General features: G+C 63.9%; 14 protein-coding genes. All 14 read right to left on the bottom strand.

Annotated features, from left to right (window positions below):
• Positions 1 to 87: 87 nt before the first annotated feature.
• The 14 genes from QX071_RS07130 to tolQ all read right to left on the bottom strand — a co-directional run bounded on the left by QX071_RS07130 (position 88) and on the right by tolQ (position 18259).
• Positions 88 to 1479 carry a serine hydrolase gene (locus QX071_RS07130; protein ID WP_315701575.1) on the bottom strand — a complete coding sequence of 464 codons (1392 nt, stop codon included), beginning with the start codon at positions 1477 to 1479 and terminating at the stop codon, positions 88 to 90.
• A gap of 324 nt (positions 1480 to 1803) precedes the next feature.
• Positions 1804 to 3420, bottom strand: coding sequence for a glycosyltransferase family 87 protein (locus tag QX071_RS07125; RefSeq protein WP_315789503.1), 1617 nt, complete (start codon positions 3418 to 3420; stop codon positions 1804 to 1806).
• A 123-nt stretch (positions 3421 to 3543) separates the two neighbouring features.
• Positions 3544 to 4218 (bottom strand): TetR/AcrR family transcriptional regulator, encoded by a 675-nt coding sequence (locus tag QX071_RS07120; protein ID WP_315701579.1) that lies wholly within the window; start codon positions 4216 to 4218, stop codon positions 3544 to 3546.
• A 171-nt stretch (positions 4219 to 4389) separates the two neighbouring features.
• Positions 4390 to 5619, bottom strand: a complete 1230-nt coding sequence (locus QX071_RS07115; protein ID WP_315701581.1) for a glycosyltransferase family 87 protein — start codon at positions 5617 to 5619, stop codon at positions 4390 to 4392.
• 188 nt (positions 5620 to 5807) lie between these two features.
• Positions 5808 to 7730 carry an ATP-dependent zinc metalloprotease FtsH gene (gene ftsH / locus QX071_RS07110; RefSeq protein ID WP_315701583.1) on the bottom strand — a complete coding sequence of 641 codons (1923 nt, stop codon included), beginning with the start codon at positions 7728 to 7730 and terminating at the stop codon, positions 5808 to 5810.
• Between the two features lie 238 nt (positions 7731 to 7968).
• Positions 7969 to 9102 carry a tRNA lysidine(34) synthetase TilS gene (gene tilS, locus QX071_RS07105; RefSeq protein WP_315701585.1) on the bottom strand — a complete coding sequence of 378 codons (1134 nt, stop codon included), beginning with the start codon at positions 9100 to 9102 and terminating at the stop codon, positions 7969 to 7971.
• A gap of 89 nt (positions 9103 to 9191) precedes the next feature.
• Positions 9192 to 10229 carry a tol-pal system protein YbgF gene (ybgF, locus tag QX071_RS07100; protein WP_315701586.1) on the bottom strand — a complete coding sequence of 346 codons (1038 nt, stop codon included), beginning with the start codon at positions 10227 to 10229 and terminating at the stop codon, positions 9192 to 9194.
• A gap of 171 nt (positions 10230 to 10400) precedes the next feature.
• Complete coding sequence (gene pal / locus QX071_RS07095; protein ID WP_315701587.1) at positions 10401 to 10892, bottom strand: peptidoglycan-associated lipoprotein Pal; 492 nt, start codon at positions 10890 to 10892, stop codon at positions 10401 to 10403.
• A gap of 328 nt (positions 10893 to 11220) precedes the next feature.
• Positions 11221 to 11946 carry an N-acyl amino acid synthase FeeM domain-containing protein gene (locus QX071_RS07090; RefSeq protein WP_315701589.1) on the bottom strand — a complete coding sequence of 242 codons (726 nt, stop codon included), beginning with the start codon at positions 11944 to 11946 and terminating at the stop codon, positions 11221 to 11223.
• A 146-nt stretch (positions 11947 to 12092) separates the two neighbouring features.
• Positions 12093 to 14429 carry a putative bifunctional diguanylate cyclase/phosphodiesterase gene (locus tag QX071_RS07085; protein WP_315701590.1) on the bottom strand — a complete coding sequence of 779 codons (2337 nt, stop codon included), beginning with the start codon at positions 14427 to 14429 and terminating at the stop codon, positions 12093 to 12095.
• A 226-nt stretch (positions 14430 to 14655) separates the two neighbouring features.
• Positions 14656 to 15948 carry a Tol-Pal system beta propeller repeat protein TolB gene (tolB, locus tag QX071_RS07080; protein ID WP_315701592.1) on the bottom strand — a complete coding sequence of 431 codons (1293 nt, stop codon included), beginning with the start codon at positions 15946 to 15948 and terminating at the stop codon, positions 14656 to 14658.
• 47 nt (positions 15949 to 15995) lie between these two features.
• Positions 15996 to 17033, bottom strand: a complete 1038-nt coding sequence (locus tag QX071_RS07075) for a protein TolA (protein ID WP_315701594.1) — start codon at positions 17031 to 17033, stop codon at positions 15996 to 15998.
• Positions 17030 to 17506, bottom strand: coding sequence for a biopolymer transporter ExbD (locus tag QX071_RS07070; RefSeq protein ID WP_315701596.1), 477 nt, complete (start codon positions 17504 to 17506; stop codon positions 17030 to 17032). Before QX071_RS07070 ends, QX071_RS07075 begins: the two co-directional genes overlap by 4 nt.
• Positions 17507 to 17545: 39 nt before the next feature.
• Positions 17546 to 18259 carry a protein TolQ gene (gene tolQ / locus QX071_RS07065; protein WP_315701597.1) on the bottom strand — a complete coding sequence of 238 codons (714 nt, stop codon included), beginning with the start codon at positions 18257 to 18259 and terminating at the stop codon, positions 17546 to 17548.
• Positions 18260 to 18606 lie beyond the last annotated feature (347 nt).

Below are 18606 nucleotides of genomic sequence, written 5' to 3'. Positions count from 1 at the left end.
CACCCGAAAGCCGACCTATTATGCTTACCTTGAGTATTGTCGTTCATGAGCCTGAACGGACGTCGCGAGCCGATTGCTGCATGCAGATCACTGAGGCAGCGCCATCCCGGCGATTTGCATGACGCCCAGCTGGTCGAACAACTCAATCTGTTCACCGTTCAGCACCGGAATGTAGCAGCGACGTCTGCCTCCCGAGGTCGAGATGCAGAGCTTATCCTCCGCGACCGTCCATGTCCCGGCTGCAGGCCCAAAGGACTCGTCCCAGTGCGGATAAGTCATCCGGCCGTCGGGCTCGAATCGCATGGATAACGGACCATTCTTGAGCTTCGGACCGAAGCTGATCGTCTTGCCCTTGAATTTTGCGGCCAGGGTCTCACCTGTCGGTCTTTCGCCGATTGCTGCGGCGAGCGAGGCATCGGGCCCCGGATCATAGCCATCGGCCTTCAGGATCAGCCAGAAGAGCCTGGCCATGTTGCGAAATGAAGGTTCGACGTAGGGCGCATCGCGGTCGACACGATGCACCACGACAAGGTCGAGTGCGGGTACGACCAGGGCGTATTGGCCGCCGGCACCTTGGGCCATAAAGCTGCCCTCGGGCAAAGTCACCGTCGGCGCAACGTCACCGCCCAAAAAACCGATCCACCAGAGATAGCCATAGCCCATCCCGAACGCCGCTTTCGAATAGCTGCGCGTGCTCTCTTCCACCCACTCCCGCGGCACGATCTGGTGTCCGGCCCAATTGCCTTTGTGAAGATAGAGAAGTGCAAAACGCGCCAAGTCCCGTGCGCTCATGCGGATCTCATAGGCGGGGTGGATAGACGCTTCGCCGCGGACGTAGCTGCCATCCTGTGGCCGGTAGTCCTGCATGCCGATTGGCTTTGCGATCTTTTGGTCGAGCGCCTCGAAGAGGCCGGTGCCGGTTGCACGCTCGTAGATCGTGCCAAGCGCGTTGAAGTCCCAATTGTTGTAATACCAGAAGGTGCCGGGCGGGTGACTGCCGCGCGGCGGTCTCATCTTGGCATTGTCCGGCGTCTCATAGAGAGCCGCGTGGTAGACCCCGGAACGCGCTTCGAGGAGTTCGCGCACCGTCGCGCCCTTCTCGACCCCGGTCAAGCCAGGCGGGTTATCGTCGATGCCAAGTTCGCCAAGCGTGCTGTCAAGGTTGATCTGGTGATCCGACACTGCGATGCCGATCAGGGCGCTGAGCAGGCTCTTGCGGATTGAAGCAAGCTCCATTGGCTTCGTCGTGTTGCCCCACTCGGCCACCACCTTTCCGTGTTGAACGATCACAACCGCGCTCGACCGGATCTGATCCGAAAAGGATCGCGCTTGGGCCAATTCGGTCTCTGACCAGCCCAATTCTGCAAGGGTGACGCGCTGCCACTCCGCCGCTGGGAAGCCATCTTCAGCTGTGGCAGGCCCGAACGGAACCAAAGCGCCGAGCAGCACGACGGCGAAAACAATCTGGCGAATATACATTGGATCCCACGCGCTACGAGCTTGACCTAATCGCAGCACAATACTCATGAACGGAGCTAGGCAGAACGCCTATTGAAGTATTTTTTTGGATTCCCGCCAACGCGTTCTCATAGCGACGTCTCTTGTTGGCCCTTCCCGGAAGTCCGACAACGTCCGCTTTCGCGCGGCTCTTGGAGACAAGCGGACATCGATTCACGCGGTTAATTTATGAGTACGCAGCCTAGATAATCATGATGCGATTAGAAGGAATCGTATCATGATCTAGTCTCTCTTATTGAGCATGATCTTTTCTGAAAACCGGTTTCCACTTTTCCGGATCATGCTCTAATTCGAATCGCGGCCGGTTCGATCGAGTTCGGCCGCCGATGCCGACGACGCACGCGAGATCACCGGACACGCCTCGATGTCGCTGCCGTCCACGGCAGCGATCCGCTCGCAAGCCCTCCCGGGGTCACGCTCGAGACCATAGGCATCCAGCGCCGCGAGCCGGGGCGGATTGTCCGTCGGGCTCGTCGCGAAATACAGCGCCCAGATCCCGCCGGGCAGCGGCTCGGCCAGCCCGGCGCGGACGCGGCGTTCCAGCACGCCGCCGGGCACCAAGGGCAGCACAATCTCGGAGAGCTGATAGGCGCGCGAACCGGCAGGAAGCTGGGACACGATATAGCCCAGCGGCTTGTGCAGGAGCAGAAAGGTCGCCGGCTTCTGCAATGCGGCCGCAAGCTGCGGGCGATATGGATCCGACCATGGCCGCCGCATCCAATCGGTCGGCTGCGACCACAGCGCGATCGCAAACGCGGCCGTCATGGTGAGGAGATGACATGCGCGCAAAGCCGCGCCCTGTTCGAACGAGAGCGACGGCCGCCCTGCCGCCGCGAGCCGCGTGAGCAGCAGCACGATCAGCGGCGCTGACAGCAGCTCGAGCGGAATCAGATAGCGCTGGATCGAGAAGGCCAGCATCCACAGCGCGTAGCTCACCCAGAATAACAGCAGGAACTGTCTGTCGCGCGCTTGCAAGAACTCACGCCGACGCCATGCGCCGACGGCAATTGTCGCAAGCAGCAGTACAACAACGACGGCGAAGCGCGGATCGCGAAACGGCCACTCCGAGGAGGGATGCCGTCCGACCAGCCAATCGAAGGGATAGGCGAAAGCTTCGATCAGGCCACGTGGCATGAAGCGCGTGTCGATGATCGAGACCGGCGGCGCCTCCCGCGAGCGGAAGATCGCGTTGTAGAACGGAAACAGCGGGCTGCCGAAGTCGCGCCACATCTTGAGCGCCCAGGCGCCACCGGTCGCAAGTCCCCCCACAGCACTGCCCGCCCCGAAATGGAGCATCGCAACAAGCGGGCGCGGCGCAAGCAACAAGCAAACGCCGGCGCCGATCAGGAAGGTCGCATTGGTCAGCTTCAATCCGGTCGCCGCGCCGATCAGTAGCCCGGCCAGCAAAATACGCCGGCCGTCCTGTTCGCTGTCCGCAAAGATCAGCGCGACGCCGGCAAGGATCGGCATGGCCGTGAGGATATCGGCGAAGCTGGTGCCGACCTCCGACAAGGTCATCGGCCCGCATGCGGCGATCAGCACGGCGGCGAGCAGCGCCGGCACGCGTGCATCCTTCTCCAGCATCACCCGCGTGACCCAACACACCAGCGCAAGATTGAGCCCGTGCAGCGCGCCGAGTGCAACGCCCCACCACGGCGCGGCGAGGCCGTGGCGCAGCAGATAAGGCAGCACATGGACCAGCGGATTGAGAAAGCTCTGGAAGCCGCCCGACATGACGTCGACATCGAAGCGGCCGTGCAGCAACGCGAAGCCGGCATAGTCGTGATAATTCTGCCAGTCCCAATTGATATCTTCGCCGGCGAAATAGGCGTAGATCGCGCCGGCCGCGCTTGCGGCGGCGATCACCAGCGGCATAACTACTTGTTTGCGTGAGATGAACATCCCGGCAGAAGCGCCCGCGTGAGCGATGCGGCCGCCGTTCGCGGGCGCATCCTGGAAGCCTCCCGCAACATGACCTTCGCGCGTGAATCCTTGCTTAAGCCGGATTGAGGCGCGTGGTCGCGCTCAGGCGCCGACCAGGGTCTTCACCGGCAGCACGGCCTGCACCACCAGGCCGCGGGCGCGGGCATCCATCACGCCGACCGCGCGCAGCGCCAGCAGCGTGACCGCCTGCACCGTATCGCGCAGCTTGATGGGATCGTCGAGATTCTCCGGGGCCAGCGGCCCGACCAGCGCCTCGTGCAGCGCGCCCAGCAGCGCGGTCGCAGCCAGCTGAGTGTCTTGCGCCGGCAGGTGGCCGGCGCGAACCGCAGCTTCGATCCGGGTGCCGATCTCGCTCGCGATCTCAAGCCGGCTTGCGATGCGGGACGCCGTGACATCGACATCGACCGGCTCGGCGAGAATGCCCCAGGCGAGCTTGCGCTGCGATAGGACATGAACCGCCACCGTCGAGATGGCGGCTGCCAGCGCCGAGGATGGTCCCGGCGCCGCATCGGCGGCGCGCCGGATCGCCGCAAGCTCGTCGCGGGACACCTCGGCGATCAATTCGGAGATCAGATCTGCCTTGGAAGGAAAGTAGCGGTACACCGTTCCGGCGGCGACGTTGGCTTTCACCGCGACCGGCGCGATCTGCACCGCCGCCATGCCGCCTTCGGCGGCGGCCTCGCGTGCAGCAGCCAGGATCGCGCTGCGCCGCGCGGCCAGCCGCTTCACCACCTGATGGGTTCGCCGATAGACCATGGCGCGTCTCTCATCCCGCCCACCGTCCCGGCCGAGCCGCGACGAATAGGAATTCACTGTTTTTGGAGGCAAGCCCCGTTATGCGTCAGGAAGAACTGAACAACTATTCAGAGCGGATGACAAGCCGGAAATGGGCTGACTCGGACGAAGGTCTGATCTGCCGGAATGGCCTCACGCCGCCGCGAGCGCGTGCGCAGCGCGCGCCGGCTCGCGCCGCCACCACGGCCCCGCCCGGAGCAGCACCAGACTGCCGACAATGAGATTGGCGGCAAGACCCACCGGAACTCCGAACAGGATGAAGGCGATCAGAAGCAGCGCGGCGCAACCGAGCGCGGGCAGTTCGTAGGGACGGAAGCCGTCCTTCAGCCCGATCCTCACCAGGAACGCCACCGCGATCGCCAGCACCATCATGTCATACAGAAACAGATACGGCGTGGTGAGCAGGGTCCCCACCGCCAGGGCTGCGGCTTTCAGGCTGTAGCGCACCGGGCTGCGCCATATCGCGACCAGGACCACCACGACCGCCGCGGTCAGCACCCATTGGAACGCCCAGCCCAGCGCCTCGGTGCCGCCGAAATAGCGGATCAGCGAGAAGATGCTCTGCAGCTTCCACCAGGTCGCCTTGCCCTCGGTGAGGAAGGCCTGCGAGAAGGTCGGCATCCAATGGAAGAAGGCCTGCCAGCTCTCGACACCAAAAGCGAGCGTGGAGATGCCGGCAAGCACGACGGCGGTGATGGCGGCGGAGACGAAGGTGGGCCAGCGGCCGGTTGCGATCAGCACGATCGGAAACAGGAAACCATATTGCGGCTTGTAGGTGAGAAGGCCGAGGCAGATGCCAGCGAGCACCGGCCGCATGGGTAAGAGGTAGAGCGTGCCGCCGACCAGGGCGGCGGTCAGAAACCCGTTCTGCCCGACGATCGTATTCGAGAACACGATCGGAAAGCCGGCCGCAAGCACGAAGCCGAAGGCGCGGCCCACGATCGCGCGCATCACCACCAGGTAGGGCACGAAGCTTGCGCAGGCCCAGCCGATGAAGGCGATCGAATAGGGAAGCTGCGCCAGGAACGCCGCCACGAACAGGAACGGCGGCGGATAGTGCCAGGCAAAATAGCCGCCGGGCCAATCCTGCTTGAGCACATCGAGTTCAACGGCGCGCTGGACGTCCCAGTCCCAGGCCAGCGCCGGATGGCCCTGCAGCGCGAGCTTGCCCGCCGCCCAGACATTGACGAAATCGGTCGGAATGCCCAGGCCGTGCGCGTCCCAGATCCACCCACCGCAAAGATAGGCCGCCGGGAAAAACGAGGCGTTGATCCAGGCCAGCACGAAGCAGACGGCAAACAGGCCGCCTGGAACGAGGCTCGCCTGCGGCTCGAGCCGCGAGGCGCGGAAGCTGTTGGCCATCTAATCCTCGTGCGGACTGAGAATGATGCTCGCACCGAGGAGCAATAAGTGAAGACCGCTTGAGGAAGGCTTAAACAGGCTCAAGGTCCGCGGGGCCCTCTTCCCCCCTGACAAAGAAAGCGGTCGGTCGCCAAAATAGGAAAAGCCCAGCTCATCGCCGGGCTTTTCGTCAACGCGGATAGATTTGCTCAGGCCTGCGGCTGCGGCTCCAGGCCGGGATCCGGATCGGGGCGCGGCCGCGGTTTGCCGGCCGGCGGCACGGCGGAGGCTCGCGGCGTCGACGGCTCGACCACGGACTCGCGGTTGGGCTTCTTGCCCTTCAGCAGGTCGTTGATCTCCTCGCCGGTCAGCGTCTCATATTCGAGCAGCGCCTGGGCGATCGCCTCCCACTGCTCGCGCTTCTCGGTGATGATGCGGCGCGCCTCCTGTTCGCCCGCCTCGATCAGCCCGCGAATCTCGGAGTCGATCAGCTTGGCGGTGTCGTCGGAGATGTTGGTGCTGCGCGCCACCGAATGGCCGAGGAAGACCTCCTGCTCATTGCTCTGGTAACGCACGCGACCAAGCTTGTCCGACATGCCCCATTCCATCACCATCGCACGGGCGAGGTTGGTGGCCTGCTGGATGTCGCCGGTGGCGCCGTTGGTCACCTTTTCCGGACCGAACTTCTGCACCTCGGCCTCGCGGCCGCCGAACGCCATCGCCAGCTTGGAGACGCACCATTCGCGGGTATGCGAGTGGCGGTCGGCCTCGGGCAACGACTGCACCATGCCGAGCGCACGGCCGCGCGGAATGATCGTGGCCTTGTGGATCGGATCATGGCTCGGCACGTTGAGCGCGACGATGGCGTGGCCCGCCTCGTGATAGGCGGTCAGCAGCTTGTCCTCCTCGGTCATCACCATGGAGCGGCGCTCGGCGCCCATCATCACCTTGTCCTTGGCCTCTTCGAACTCGGCCTGAGTCACCATGCGCTTGTTACGGCGCGCGGCGGTCAGGGCGGCCTCGTTGACGAGGTTCATCAGGTCGGCGCCGGAGAAGCCGGGCGTGCCGCGGGCAATGGTCTTCAGGTTGACATCGGGCGCCAGCGGCACCTTGCGGACGTGGACCTTGAGGATCTGCTCGCGGCCGATGATGTCGGGGTTCGACACCACGACCTGGCGGTCGAAGCGGCCGGGGCGCATCAAGGCGGGATCGAGCACGTCGGGCCGGTTGGTGGCCGCGATCAGGATTACGCCCTCATTGGCTTCGAAGCCGTCCATCTCGACCAGGAGCTGATTCAGCGTCTGCTCGCGCTCATCATTGCCGCCGCCGAGGCCGGCGCCACGATGACGGCCGACCGCGTCGATCTCGTCGATGAAGATGATGCAGGGCGCGTTCTTCTTGGCCTGCTCGAACATGTCGCGGACGCGGCTTGCGCCGACACCGACGAACATCTCGACGAAGTCCGAACCCGAAATGGTGAAGAACGGCACGTTCGCTTCACCTGCGACCGCACGCGCGATCAAGGTCTTGCCGGTGCCGGGAGGACCGACCAGCAGCACGCCGCGCGGAATGCGGCCACCAAGGCGCTGGAATTTGCCGGGATCGCGCAGGAATTCGACGATCTCCTGCAGGTCCTGCTTGGCCTCGTCGACGCCGGCGACGTCTTCGAAGGTGACGCGGCCATGCGCTTCAGTCAGCATCTTCGCGCGCGACTTGCCGAAGCCCATCGCCTTGCCGGCGCCGCCCTGCATCTGCCGCGACAGGAAGATCCAGACGCCGATCAGCGCGATGAACGGCAGCCAGGACACGAGCAGCGACACGAACCACGGCACGTTGTCGCCCGGCGGCTTCGCCGTGATCTGAACCTTGGCGTCGTACAGCCGCTTGACCAGGTTCGGGTCGCTCGGCGCATAGGTCTGGAACGAGGTATTGTTGGTGAAGGTGCCGTGAATCTCCGGCCCCTGGATCACGACGTCGCGGACATGGCCCTGATCCACTTCGGTCAGCAGCTGCGAGAACGAAATATCGGTCGAGGACGCGCGCTGGCTTGGATTTTGGAACAGCGTGAAGAGTGCCAACAGCAGCAGAACAATAATGACCCAAAGGGCGAAGTTGCGCAGATTGGCGTTCATCGATTTTCCTTCGTGGTCGCGCGGATCGCGGCCGTCTGTCCTTTGGATTGATCCCGGACTTATCCCTAGGTAGCCACGAGGGAATCCCCCGGTCGACCGTCGTTTAATCTAGGTGCCACTCGCGACAATGCCAAGGGAACCACGCAGGACTATTTACCGCATCTATCGCCGATTCCTGCTCGAAAAATGACGCAGGAAAACCGCGTCATCGCAGGTGGTTAAGGGTCCGCGAAGGCCGCTAGCCACCGCCTCGGCGGCGGGCTGGCGCCGGCTCGATGCGGACCTGTCCTTTGGTTACGCTTACCAATGCACCGGCAAGGGTTTGTTTTAGCCTGTCTGGCGTGGCTGCGCCACCTCCGGCGATCCCCGCAAGAGTCCGGTCCAACTTCGCGAGCAGGACCTCGGCCTTGCCGAGTTCCACCGGCCCCTCGGAGCCGTAGCGATCGATCGCGCGCATCAGGAGCCGCAGCCGAACTTCCTCCGGCAGCCGCGCAAATGCCTGGAGATCGAAGGCTTGGCCATTCACCAGGCCCTTCACTTGGCGGTTCGGGAGCGGATTGCGCCCGGCGCGCAGCCCCCCTGATTCGATGTGGCCGGTCAGAGCAAGATAGCGTTCGGCGCCGTCGGCCAGCACCTCGATCGCCGCATTGGCCCGGGCAAGCCGGGCCGCGAGCCGCGCCAAATTGCGTGCATCGCCGCCTTCGGCTGCGAGCGCCGGCATCAGCGCACGCAGCCGCGGCCGGGTGAATGCCGGATCGATATTGGTTGGATCCTCGACGAAATCGATGTTGGCCACCCGCAGCGTTGCGACGAGCTGCGCCTTGGCGATGCCGAGCAGCGGGCGCGCCAACAGCAGTCCCTCCCGCTCGCTGATAGCGGCCATGGCCGCCAGGCCGGCGACGCCGCTGCCGCGCAACAGTCTCATCAAGAGCGTTTCGGCCTGATCGTCCCTGGTATGTGCCGTGACGATATGACTTGCGCCGGCCGTGCGCGCCGCCTGCGCCAGCAATCGGTAGCGCGCCGCCCGCGCGGCTTCAGGCACCCCGGAGGCAGGCTTGTCGCCGCGCCAGCGCAAGGTCCGGTGCGGCAGATCGAGGGTACGCGCCACTCGCTTGACCTCACGCGCTTCGCGGGCGGCTTCAGGCCGCAGGGCGTGGTCGATCGTCACCGCGATCAGCCGCGGGCCGCGCGCCAGCGATTGCCGCCAGCGTGCCGCAAGCCACATCAGCGCCATCGAATCGGGACCGCCGGAAACCGCAAGCACCAGCCCCGGCGCGTCGACAAAAGCCGCGAACAGCCGTTCGGCCTCCGCGGCCGTGATGGGACGACCATCGTCTGAGGCGTCGGTCTGCGCTGTCTTCTGCCGTGCCATGCCCGGCAGATTAGGCGCGGGAGCTGCAAACCACAAACTCAGCCGTCGTCCCGGCGAACGCCGCCAGCGCGCCTACGCGCGAGCTGTCTTCAGCACTTCACCTTCTTCTGCTCGCGATCGACCGCAGCCTTCACGCCGGCGGACGCCCGCGGATATTTGCGGGTCACCTCGCCGAAGGCCGCGCAGGCGGCCTCCTTCTCCTTCAGCGCGGCCAGCGACTGGCCGAGCCTGAGCAACGCATCCGGCGCCTTCCCCGACTTCTCATATTTCGTGGTCACCGCCAGGAAGACCTCCGCGGCCTCTCGATATTGCTGCCGCTGGAAGAAGCTCTCGCCGAGCCAATATTGCGAATCGCCGACCATCGGATCGTTCGGATATTTCTGGCCGAAATTGCGCATGGTCTGCTCTGCCAACGCATAGTCCTTGCGCTGCATATAACCGATGCCGAGGTCGTATTCGTCGCGCGGCGACTGCGTCGGCGGCGCGGTGTCGAGACCGCCCGCTCTTGGACCGGGCGCCGCGGCCGGCGGCGCGCCTTGCGGATAGCGGCCTGGGGTGTTGGCGAGGTCCATCGGCTCGCCGACCGGGCGTCCGGAGGGCGCGCCGCCGCCGGGTTGGATCGGCAACTGACCGCCGCCGAGCGCCTGCGGTGCGCCTGGCGCACTGGGATTTTGGCCCGGATCGAACGCGTCGCCACGTCGCCGCCCGCCTCCGTTCGCAGCCGAATCCTGCGCGATCGGCGCAGGCGCAGCACCTTGCGGTTGGCCATAACCAGGCTGCTGGGAATAGGTCTGCGGCTGGCCGCCATATTGCGGTTGGGCCGGCTGGGCATAGGCCGGCTGCGCTGGCTGACCATAAGCGGGGCTCGGCTGTGCCGACGCCGCGCCGGGCGCTCCCGGCGCCCCACCCTGGAGCTGCCGCAGCCGCTCCTCCAGCTGGCGATTACGATACTGCAGTTCCTCGTTCTGACCCGTGAGCTGCCGCAGCTGATTCTCCAGCCGCTCGATGCGAACCTCCGGATCTTCATCGGCCTGCGCGAAGGCCTGCGACGGCAATAGCTGCGACGATAGCATCACAAATGCAGCGACCGCTGCAGCTGCGCTTCCTTGAAGAGTTTTCGATGACATGTTGCCCTGACGACCGGATCGGCGCCACCAGAACGCGCCCGTTTGCGCGAGGCACTTACTGCAAAAATGGCTTTCAGACAAATGACGTTCGAGCGAAAAACACGCCCCGTAACGAACTAAGCCGGCGTCCACAGCAGACGCCGGCTTGCATTCTCGGAATGTCGTTCAGGCTTATGAACTGGCGTTCAGGACCGTGACGGCGCGGCGGTTCTGCGACCAGCAGGAGATGTCGTTGCAGACCGCGACCGGGCGCTCCTTGCCATAGGAAATCGTGCGCATGCGGCTCGGGTCGATGCCGCGCGAGGCAAGATAGTTGCGGACCGACTGGGCGCGGCGGGCGCCGAGCGCAATGTTGTATTCGCGGGTACCGCGTTCGTCGGCATGACCTTCGATCGTGAACGAATAGCGCGAATAGGTCTGCAGCCATTGCGCCTGCTTGTCGAGAGTCGCGGTCGCCTGCGGCGTGAGGTCCGTCTGGTCGCTCTCGAAGAACACGCGGTCGCCGACGTTCACGACGAAGTCCTGCTGGCTGCCCGGGGTCGCGGCACTCGCCATGGCGTCGGCACCGCCGAGATTCTTGTTGGCGCAGGCGCCCATCGACAGCGCGACCGCGAGCACGGCGGCCAGCTTCAATCCCTGGAGGATACGCATCTGATATTTCATTCCGGAGCCTCCACGCTCACGTTCTAGACTGTCGTCCGGTCTACAGGGCGATGGTTAAGCGAACGTTCCGTCAACCTTGACGAGGTCTTGCCGGACTGGGTCAAAAGCCAAGGAACCGCCAAAAGCGACTGCGTTGGTTAATGCGTTGTAAATGTGGCGCCAGGGTGAAGGCAAGAGTCCGGCAGCCGGAAATGCGGACGTTCCAGTCGGGATTTCCGCAACAAAACGCGGCCCGGCGACGGATCTGGCGTTCCGCCGCTTACATTAGTGCCCTTTTGGTAGGCATTTTGAGCATGCAGCCCAAAGAACCGGACCGATGGCGCGCCGGTCAGCCCGCAATCGCGGCCGGGCGAATCCTGAACGAACGGGCAAAAGCGTCATCGCCCGAGCGCTCGAACAGCACGCGCCGCTCGAACGCGCTCGATCGCATGAAGGGGAAACGCTGAAAGACCCGATCGCGGATCGAGGGATAGTGCGCGGCGACCAATCCGACGGGCTTGGTCAGGCCGGAATAGAGTCTCGGCTCGCCCCAAGGCTCCTGGAGAAACACTTTGCGATAGAACGCCCGATGCTCAGGTCGGACGTTGGCAAGGCCAATGTCGGCGTTGAAGTGGGCGCAGGCGACATAGCCGAGACGCACCGTGACGTAGGGCAGAGCCGGAAAACGGCGTGCCTTCTCGTGGTCTGCGACGAATCGCGTCGGATCGATGATCACCTTGCCGCGATCGAGCTCCGGATAGATCAGGTCGGAGAACATGCCGGCCGAGAGGGAGTCGCGCCAGTCCGGGGTCAGAACGCTGATGCGAATCGAGCTGTACAGTTCATCGTCGACGTAGACCCCAAAGATGAAGCTGTTCGGAAGATCGTCGTACTCGTCCGTGACGCGCCCGCTCTCGGACGGCAGGATCGCCCCTTCACGCAGATAGGCATTATAGCGGAGGCGGTAAATTCGATCCTTGTCTTCCGGGGTTACAGCCAGTCGGTAATCGACGTTCTCGAGCGGATCCGCCTTCCGTTCCAGAGCATCAGCGGCAGCTCCAGCCGCAGACTTCATAGGAAACCTCTTTACACCACAAACTCTTACGCGAACCGAAAGAAGCTTAACGGCTCGTTAACGGGGATGCAAAGATTTCAGGGATGTAGAGTTAATGGAGTGCAGGTCTTGCGCAATACAACCGATGTGATTGGTGCCTTTGAGTCTCAGCCGAGGGAGCGGCCGCCGACGGCGAGGAAAGGATCGCTGTCCGATTGGCGGCCATGCGAAGCGTTGAGGAGCTGGCGGATGCGCATGGCCGGCACGGGCCGGCTGAACAGATAGCCCTGCGCCTCGCTCACGGTACCGTCGACGCTGATGAGTTCGAGCTGCTCGTTGGTCTCGATCCCTTCGACCACCACCGACATGCCGAGATCGGCTGATAGCCGCGCCACCCCGCGCAACAAGGTCAGCGGCCGATCGCTGTCGATGCCTTCGAGGAAGGAGCGATCGATCTTGACCTTCTGCAGTGGGAAGTTGTGCAGATAGCTCAGGCTGGAATAGCCGGTGCCAAAATCGTCGAGCGAAATCCGAACGCCGATCGCATGCAGCTGGGAGAGCACGTCGTGGGTCAGCTGCGTGTTGCGCAGCAATGATGACTCGGTGATCTCGATTTCCAGGCGATGCGGCGGCAGGCCCGAGATCTCCAGCGCGTAGCGCACCTCGCTCAGCACATCGCGCTGGTGAAACTGCTGCGGCGAGAAATTGACCGCGACGCTGACCGTTTCCGGCCATTTCACGCATTCCAGACACGCCTTGCGCAAGATCCAGCGTCCGAGATCGACGATCAGCCCCATGTCCTCGGCGACCGGAATGATGTCGACCGGGGAGACGGTGCCACGCACCGGATGATTCCAGCGCAGCAGCGCTTCGCAGGTCGAGATCTTGCCGGACTTGAGACTGACGAGCGGCTGGTAGAACAGCTCGAACTCCTCGTTGGCCAGCGCCTTGCGCAGGTCGAGCTCGAGCGTGCGCCGCGCTTCCACCGTCTGGGCCAGTTCGTCGCGGAAGAAACAGAAAGTGCCGCGCCCATCGGCCTTGGCGCGATACAGCGCCATGTCGGCGTTCTTCAACAGCGTATCCGCGCTGATGCCCGGCGTCGTCATCGCGATGCCGATGCTGGCACCGATCTCGACCAGGTGATTGTCGATCTTGTAGCGCTCGCTCAAATGGTCGACGATGCGCCGCGCCAAGGTCGCGGCATCGTCGTTGGAACGGATGTTGCGCTGGAACACGACGAATTCGTCGCCGCCGAAGCGGGCGACGAAATCCTCAGGCCGCAGCATGTCGCGCAGCCGCTGCGACACCGCACACAGCAGCTGGTCGCCGCACGGATGCCCGAGCGTGTCGTTGACCTGTTTGAACTGGTCCAGATCGACGAACAACAGCGCCGAGAGCTGGCCGTCCTGCTGGCGAATGGTGAGCAGACGCTCGATCTCGTCGCGGAAACTGACGCGGTTCGGCAACGCAGTCAGTTCGTCGTACCGCGCCAGATGGGTGATCCGCGCTTCGGCCTGGCGGCGCTCCGTCACGTCTTCGAGCAACACCACGGCGCCGCCGCCGTCCATCGGCTGGAAGGTCCAGGACAGCGAGCGGTTGCGTCTGCCGTCCGAATCGGTGGTGACGATGTTGTGGGCCTTGGTGTGCTCGATCTGCGCCAGAATGATCGTGCCGTTGACCGCCGAGATCGAGCCGGCGCTGACGCACGCTCCGACGATGTCGGAGGCGCTGGCGCCGCTGTGGATGATATCGTCCGGCAGGCCCGCCATCTGGCAGAAGCGGTAGTTCATGACGGCGAGCCGGCCATCGGCGCCGAACATGCACAGGCCGTGCGGCATGTTGTTGAGCGCCGTATCGAACTGGTTGGCCAGCGCCGTCTCGCCCTCCCGGGCGACGAAGGCCTGCACGAACATCTTCTGCAGATTGGTCGAGATATGCTTCAGCGAGAGGAAGAACAGCACGCAGAACACGGCCATGCCCAGGTAGTATGGGCTGCCGTCCAGCATCAGCGCGACAGTCAGCGGTCCACAGGCCAGCAGGATCTGGACATGGAATATCCAGGGACGTCCATAGGTCCGGCCGGCGCCAGCGGACATGTAGCAGAGGGTGACGGTAATCGCGATCAAATGGACCACGGGGTCGCGACTGTCGAGCACCGCTGCCAGGCTCCACACCCCGAGCACCAATGCGTAGGCCATCGCGCCGATCTGGTAGCGCATTTCCCAGCGCGCGGTTGCGGGTTGCGACAGCTGATTGGCGTCGCGCAGCCGCCGGTAATGGCGCATGTCGAGCGAGCGCAACGCGCCGACGATGATCAGCAGAGCGGCACACGGCCAGAGATAAGGGTCGCCGCTCTTGACGGCGGTCATGATGGCCGCAATCGCAGCGCAGAGCGCGCCGGCGAACATCGGACCGGGGTCCTGGAACAGAGAATTGATCAGCGCCGCGTGAATCGCGGGCGACATCCTCTGGTCCGCATATCCGTTCTGACTTGCAAGCTGCATTCGGCCGCGCGTGTCCCGTTCGCGCGTAGTATTACTGGTGTCAGGTGAAGCCTTTCTGAGCGAATATCGTTAGCGGAAGCTTGCAGCAGCCGCGTAACGCGCAAAACCGCTCAGTAAGTCAATGAAGTAGGCAAGGCTTACCCGGCACCGGCACCATGACACCGATGCGTGTATCGAGTTATCGACACACGCGGACATGCGTTTCTCGATGAAGGCCTGCCATCCCTCAGGACAACAGGGGGGACCAGGCCGGGTCCGAGGCATAGCCCGGGGTGGGCACCTTCAATTCGTTGCGGCCGGAGATGTCGATCGAATACAGCGACGGGCCCGCATTGCCGCCGGGATCGCGGAAGAACATCAGCACGCGACCGTTCGGTGCAAAGGTCGGCCCCTCATTGTGGAAACCCGCCGTGAGGATGCGCTCACCCGAGCCGTCCGGCTTGATGACGCCGATCGCGAACTGACCGCCGCCCTGCTTGGTGAAGGCGATGTAGTCGCCGCGTGGCGACCACACCGGCGTCGAGTAGGTGCCGTCGCCGAAGGAGATGCGCTGCGCGTTGCCGCCACCGGCCGGCATGACATAGATCTGCGGCTTGCCGCCGCGATCGGACTCGAAGCAGAGCTGGCTGCCATCGGGCGAGTAGCAAGGCGAAGTATCGATCGCCGGCGTATCGGTGAGCCGCGTGGTGGTGCGCGAGCGCAGATCCATCACGAACAGGTTGGAATTGCCGCCCTGCTGCAGGCTCATGATGATGCGCTGACCGTCCGGCGAGAAGCGCGGCGAGAACGACATGCCGGGGAAATTGCCGACGATCTCGCGCTGGCCGGTCTCGATATTGAACAGATAGACCTTCGGGTCGCCCTGCCCGAATTCCATGTAGGTGATTTCCTGGGTCGACGGCGAGAAGCGCGGCGTCAGCACGAGGTCGGCGCCGCGGGTCAGATAGCGTACATTGGCGCCGTCCTGGTCCATCAGCGCCAGCCGCTTGACGCGGCGCTCCGACGGGCCGCTCTCGTCGACGAACACGATGCGGCTGTCGAAATAGCCCTTCTCGCCGGTCATCTTGGTGTAGATCTGGTCGGAGATGATGTGACCAAGGCGACGCCAGAATTCGGGCGCAGTGACGTATTGCTGGCCGGCGAGTTGCTGGCCCGAGCCGACGTCCCACAGCCGGAATTCGGCCTTCAGCCGACCGTCGCCCTGGCGCGTGGCGCGCCCGACCAGCAGCACCTGCGCGTTGATCTGCTTCCAGCTTGCAAACTGCGGCACGGCATCGAAATTGGTGATGCGCTCGATGAACGCGGACGGATCGATCGGCGCGAACAGCCCGCTGCGTTTCAGATTGTTGGTGATGACCCCCGACACGCCGTTGGCAACGTCGGCGTCGCCCGGCCCGCCCGGCACGAAGGGCGGAATCGCGATCGGAATCGGTTGAAAATCGCCTGGATTGATCTGAAGTCGCTGTGAGAATGCAGGCCGTAAGCCGAAGGCGGCTGCGGTCGAACCCGCCACCGTCATGAATCCGCGCCGAGTCAGGCGTCCAGCGCCATCAAATCGAGATGTCGTCAAGTTCGTCCTCGTATGGAATTCATGGTTCCAAGGTTGAAGTTCGTATAGATGATCTTCCAGCTCGCGTACCGATCCTTCGGCAGGAAGGAATACGGCTGGCAACTTTCGACTGCGCGCTTCGCATTTTCGGCGAGCGCCTCTGCGATCGACCTTGACGGGCCATTAAGCGCCGTGACCCGAGGTGTCGCGGCAACGGTGCCGTCTGGGCGCATCTCGATGTCGACGTCCACGCTGTACTTTTCCGCATCAAGGCCGTTGTAGGGGAAGTTGAAGCAGCGCGTCACCGCCGTCACAAAGGCGTTGCTCCAACTCGCGACGTTGCTGTCGGCATTCCCGCGAACGGTGCCGAGCGCGGCATTGGCGTTCAGCTCGGCGCCAGCGGCGGCCTGACGGGTCGGGTCCTTCTGGTTGATCAGGCTCGAAATCTTCTCGTAGTCGAACTTGCGCTCGCTCTTGTGTTTCGGCGGCTCGGGCTGCGCCGCGTCGGCCTGCTGCTGCTTCGGCGGCTGCTTGGCCTTCTCCTTGTTCAGCACGCTCGCGATCTGGTCCGGGTTGAACGGATCGGGCTTCTTGTCCTCGGGCTTGGGCTTGTCGGCGGGCGCGGGCTTCGGCGGCTCGGGCTTCTTTTCGGCCACGGGCTTCGGCGGCTCCGGCTTCTTCTCGACGGGCTTGGGCGGATCGGGCTTCTTCTCGACCGGCTTGTCCGGCTTGGGCTGCGGCGTCGGGGCCGCGTCGGTCTCGGTCACCGGCTTCGGATCGACTTTGCCGACGATGTCCTCGGCCGGCTTCTTGTCGCCGATCTTGTCGACGAGCGGCTTCTGAGCGTCCTTCCTGCCGTCGAGGTGGCCGGCCTTGGCTTTGGACGTGTTGTCGTCGGAGATCACGTCAACCGGTACGAGGTCTTCGGGCGGCGCAACCACCGAACGTGCGGAGAAGGTGAACAGACCCCAGCCGAGCACGACCACATGCAACAGCACGGAGAGCACCGTGCCCTTGCGCGTCCGCACAAAACTGACGAGGTCGGAAACCGTCATGAGCCCTGGTCCGGAATCACCACGATGCTGGCGCGGTAGCCGGCGTCACGCGCCATGCCCAGCACCTTCATCATGTCGGCATAGCAGGCGTCGCGATCGCCGCGGATCTTGACGACGTTCTCGCCGCCGGCATTGGCGTCCTTGATCGCCTTGATCTTCGGCTCGAGCTCGTTGAGCGCGATCTGGGTGTCGCCGAGATAGACGTCGACCTTGGACTGGCAGCCGCCGCTGGTCCGCTTCACGGTGACTTCGAGCGGCGGCTTGGCGTCCGCGGTCGAGGCGGAGCCGCCTTGCGCCTGCGGCAGGTCGACCTGGATGTTCACGGTCAGGAGCGGTGCTGCGACCATGAAGATGATCAGCAGCACCAGCATCACGTCGACCATGGGGGTGACGTTGATCTCCGCCATGACAGCCTTGTTGCGCCGGCCACGACGGCCACCGCCGCCGGACGCGCTTCCCATGCTCATGCCCATGTCGTGGCGCTCACCATCCGTGCCGCACTATACCCGTCCTCATCCCCGCTCGTCGATCTGACGCGACAGGATGGCGGAAAATTCATCAGCAAAGCCTTCGAGCCGCTGGGCCTGCCGGTTCACCTCCGATGTGAATTTATTGTAAAAAATGGTCGCGGGAATGGCGGCGATCAGGCCGATGGCGGTGGCAAACAGCGCCTCGGCGATGCCGGGCGCGACCACCGCGAGCGAGGTGTTCTTCGAGGCCGCAATCGACTGAAAGCTCGACATGATGCCCCAGACGGTGCCGAACAGGCCGACGAAGGGGCCGGCAGAACCGACCGTGGCGAGCACCAGCAGCCGGCGCTCCAACCGCTCCACCTCGCGCGTGATCGAGACGTTCATCACTTTTTCGATCCGCATCTGCAGCCCGCCGAAGGAGCGCGCATGGCCCTCGAAGGAGCGCTTCCATTCGCGCATCGCGGCCACGAAGCAGGCCGCCATCGAATGCGTCGGCTTGGCGGAGAGCGCGCGATAGAGTTCCTCGATCGATTCACCGGACCAGAACGCCTGTTCGAAGCGATCCATCGCCCGGCGCGTCCGCGAATAGAGAAAGACCTTGTCGATGGCGATCGCCCAGACCCAGACCGAGCAGGTGATGAGGCCAAGCATGACGCATTTCACCACCCAATGCGCCTGCCAGAACAGCGCGATCAGCGAGACGTCGCCCGAGACGACCGGGAGGGCGGACTGACCGACGTCGGCCGGATTCATTGGCAGTATCCTCTCAAGTGTCCAAGCCTTGATGTTCCAAATCTCGAACCTCAAAGCCTTGATCGTTCCAAATCTCGTGTTGCAAGCCCCGTCTTGCAAACGCGTGCTGCAGGTATTCCGGGAACAGGCAGCTGGCAGGTTTCATGGCCGCTGCCGTCGCGGCGGTAAAGCGCCTACGCGATGAAACCCTGTCTTGGTCGCTTGGGAGGCCCGCCGAAGCCTTCTGGCCTCCTTCTCCCGCCAAAATGTCAAAACAAGGGCTGCTTGCGCGACTTTACTCGGGGGTCACCAAACCCCGCCGGTGGTTAAGGCGGAGTTACCGCGCGTGCGTTTCAAGGGTGAAAGCT

The organism is Bradyrhizobium sp. SZCCHNS1022, from assembly GCF_032484835.1.
Classification (GTDB): Bacteria; Pseudomonadota; Alphaproteobacteria; order Rhizobiales; family Xanthobacteraceae; genus Bradyrhizobium.
Note: the sequence above shows the minus strand (reverse complement) of the source record. Positions and strands in the feature narration are given on the sequence as shown.

What these genes read in the sequence shown, in the direction of transcription:
- QX071_RS07130 (WP_315701575.1), bottom strand. Translation starts at nt 1,479, where the DNA reads ATGTATATTCGCCAGATTGTTTTCGCCGTCGTGCTGCTCGGCGCTTTG.
- QX071_RS07125 (WP_315789503.1), bottom strand. Translation starts at nt 3,420, where the DNA reads ATGTTCATCTCACGCAAACAAGTAGTTATGCCGCTGGTGATCGCCGCC.
- QX071_RS07120 (WP_315701579.1), bottom strand. Translation starts at nt 4,218, where the DNA reads ATGGTCTATCGGCGAACCCATCAGGTGGTGAAGCGGCTGGCCGCGCGG.
- QX071_RS07115 (WP_315701581.1), bottom strand. Translation starts at nt 5,619, where the DNA reads ATGGCCAACAGCTTCCGCGCCTCGCGGCTCGAGCCGCAGGCGAGCCTC.
- ftsH (WP_315701583.1), bottom strand. Translation starts at nt 7,730, where the DNA reads ATGAACGCCAATCTGCGCAACTTCGCCCTTTGGGTCATTATTGTTCTG.
- tilS (WP_315701585.1), bottom strand. Translation starts at nt 9,102, where the DNA reads ATGGCACGGCAGAAGACAGCGCAGACCGACGCCTCAGACGATGGTCGT.
- ybgF (WP_315701586.1), bottom strand. Translation starts at nt 10,229, where the DNA reads ATGTCATCGAAAACTCTTCAAGGAAGCGCAGCTGCAGCGGTCGCTGCA.
- pal (WP_315701587.1), bottom strand. Translation starts at nt 10,892, where the DNA reads ATGAAATATCAGATGCGTATCCTCCAGGGATTGAAGCTGGCCGCCGTG.
- QX071_RS07090 (WP_315701589.1), bottom strand. Translation starts at nt 11,946, where the DNA reads ATGAAGTCTGCGGCTGGAGCTGCCGCTGATGCTCTGGAACGGAAGGCG.
- QX071_RS07085 (WP_315701590.1), bottom strand. Translation starts at nt 14,429, where the DNA reads ATGCAGCTTGCAAGTCAGAACGGATATGCGGACCAGAGGATGTCGCCC.
- tolB (WP_315701592.1), bottom strand. Translation starts at nt 15,948, where the DNA reads ATGACGGTGGCGGGTTCGACCGCAGCCGCCTTCGGCTTACGGCCTGCA.
- QX071_RS07075 (WP_315701594.1), bottom strand. Translation starts at nt 17,033, where the DNA reads ATGACGGTTTCCGACCTCGTCAGTTTTGTGCGGACGCGCAAGGGCACG.
- QX071_RS07070 (WP_315701596.1), bottom strand. Translation starts at nt 17,506, where the DNA reads ATGGGCATGAGCATGGGAAGCGCGTCCGGCGGCGGTGGCCGTCGTGGC.
- tolQ (WP_315701597.1), bottom strand. Translation starts at nt 18,259, where the DNA reads ATGAATCCGGCCGACGTCGGTCAGTCCGCCCTCCCGGTCGTCTCGGGC.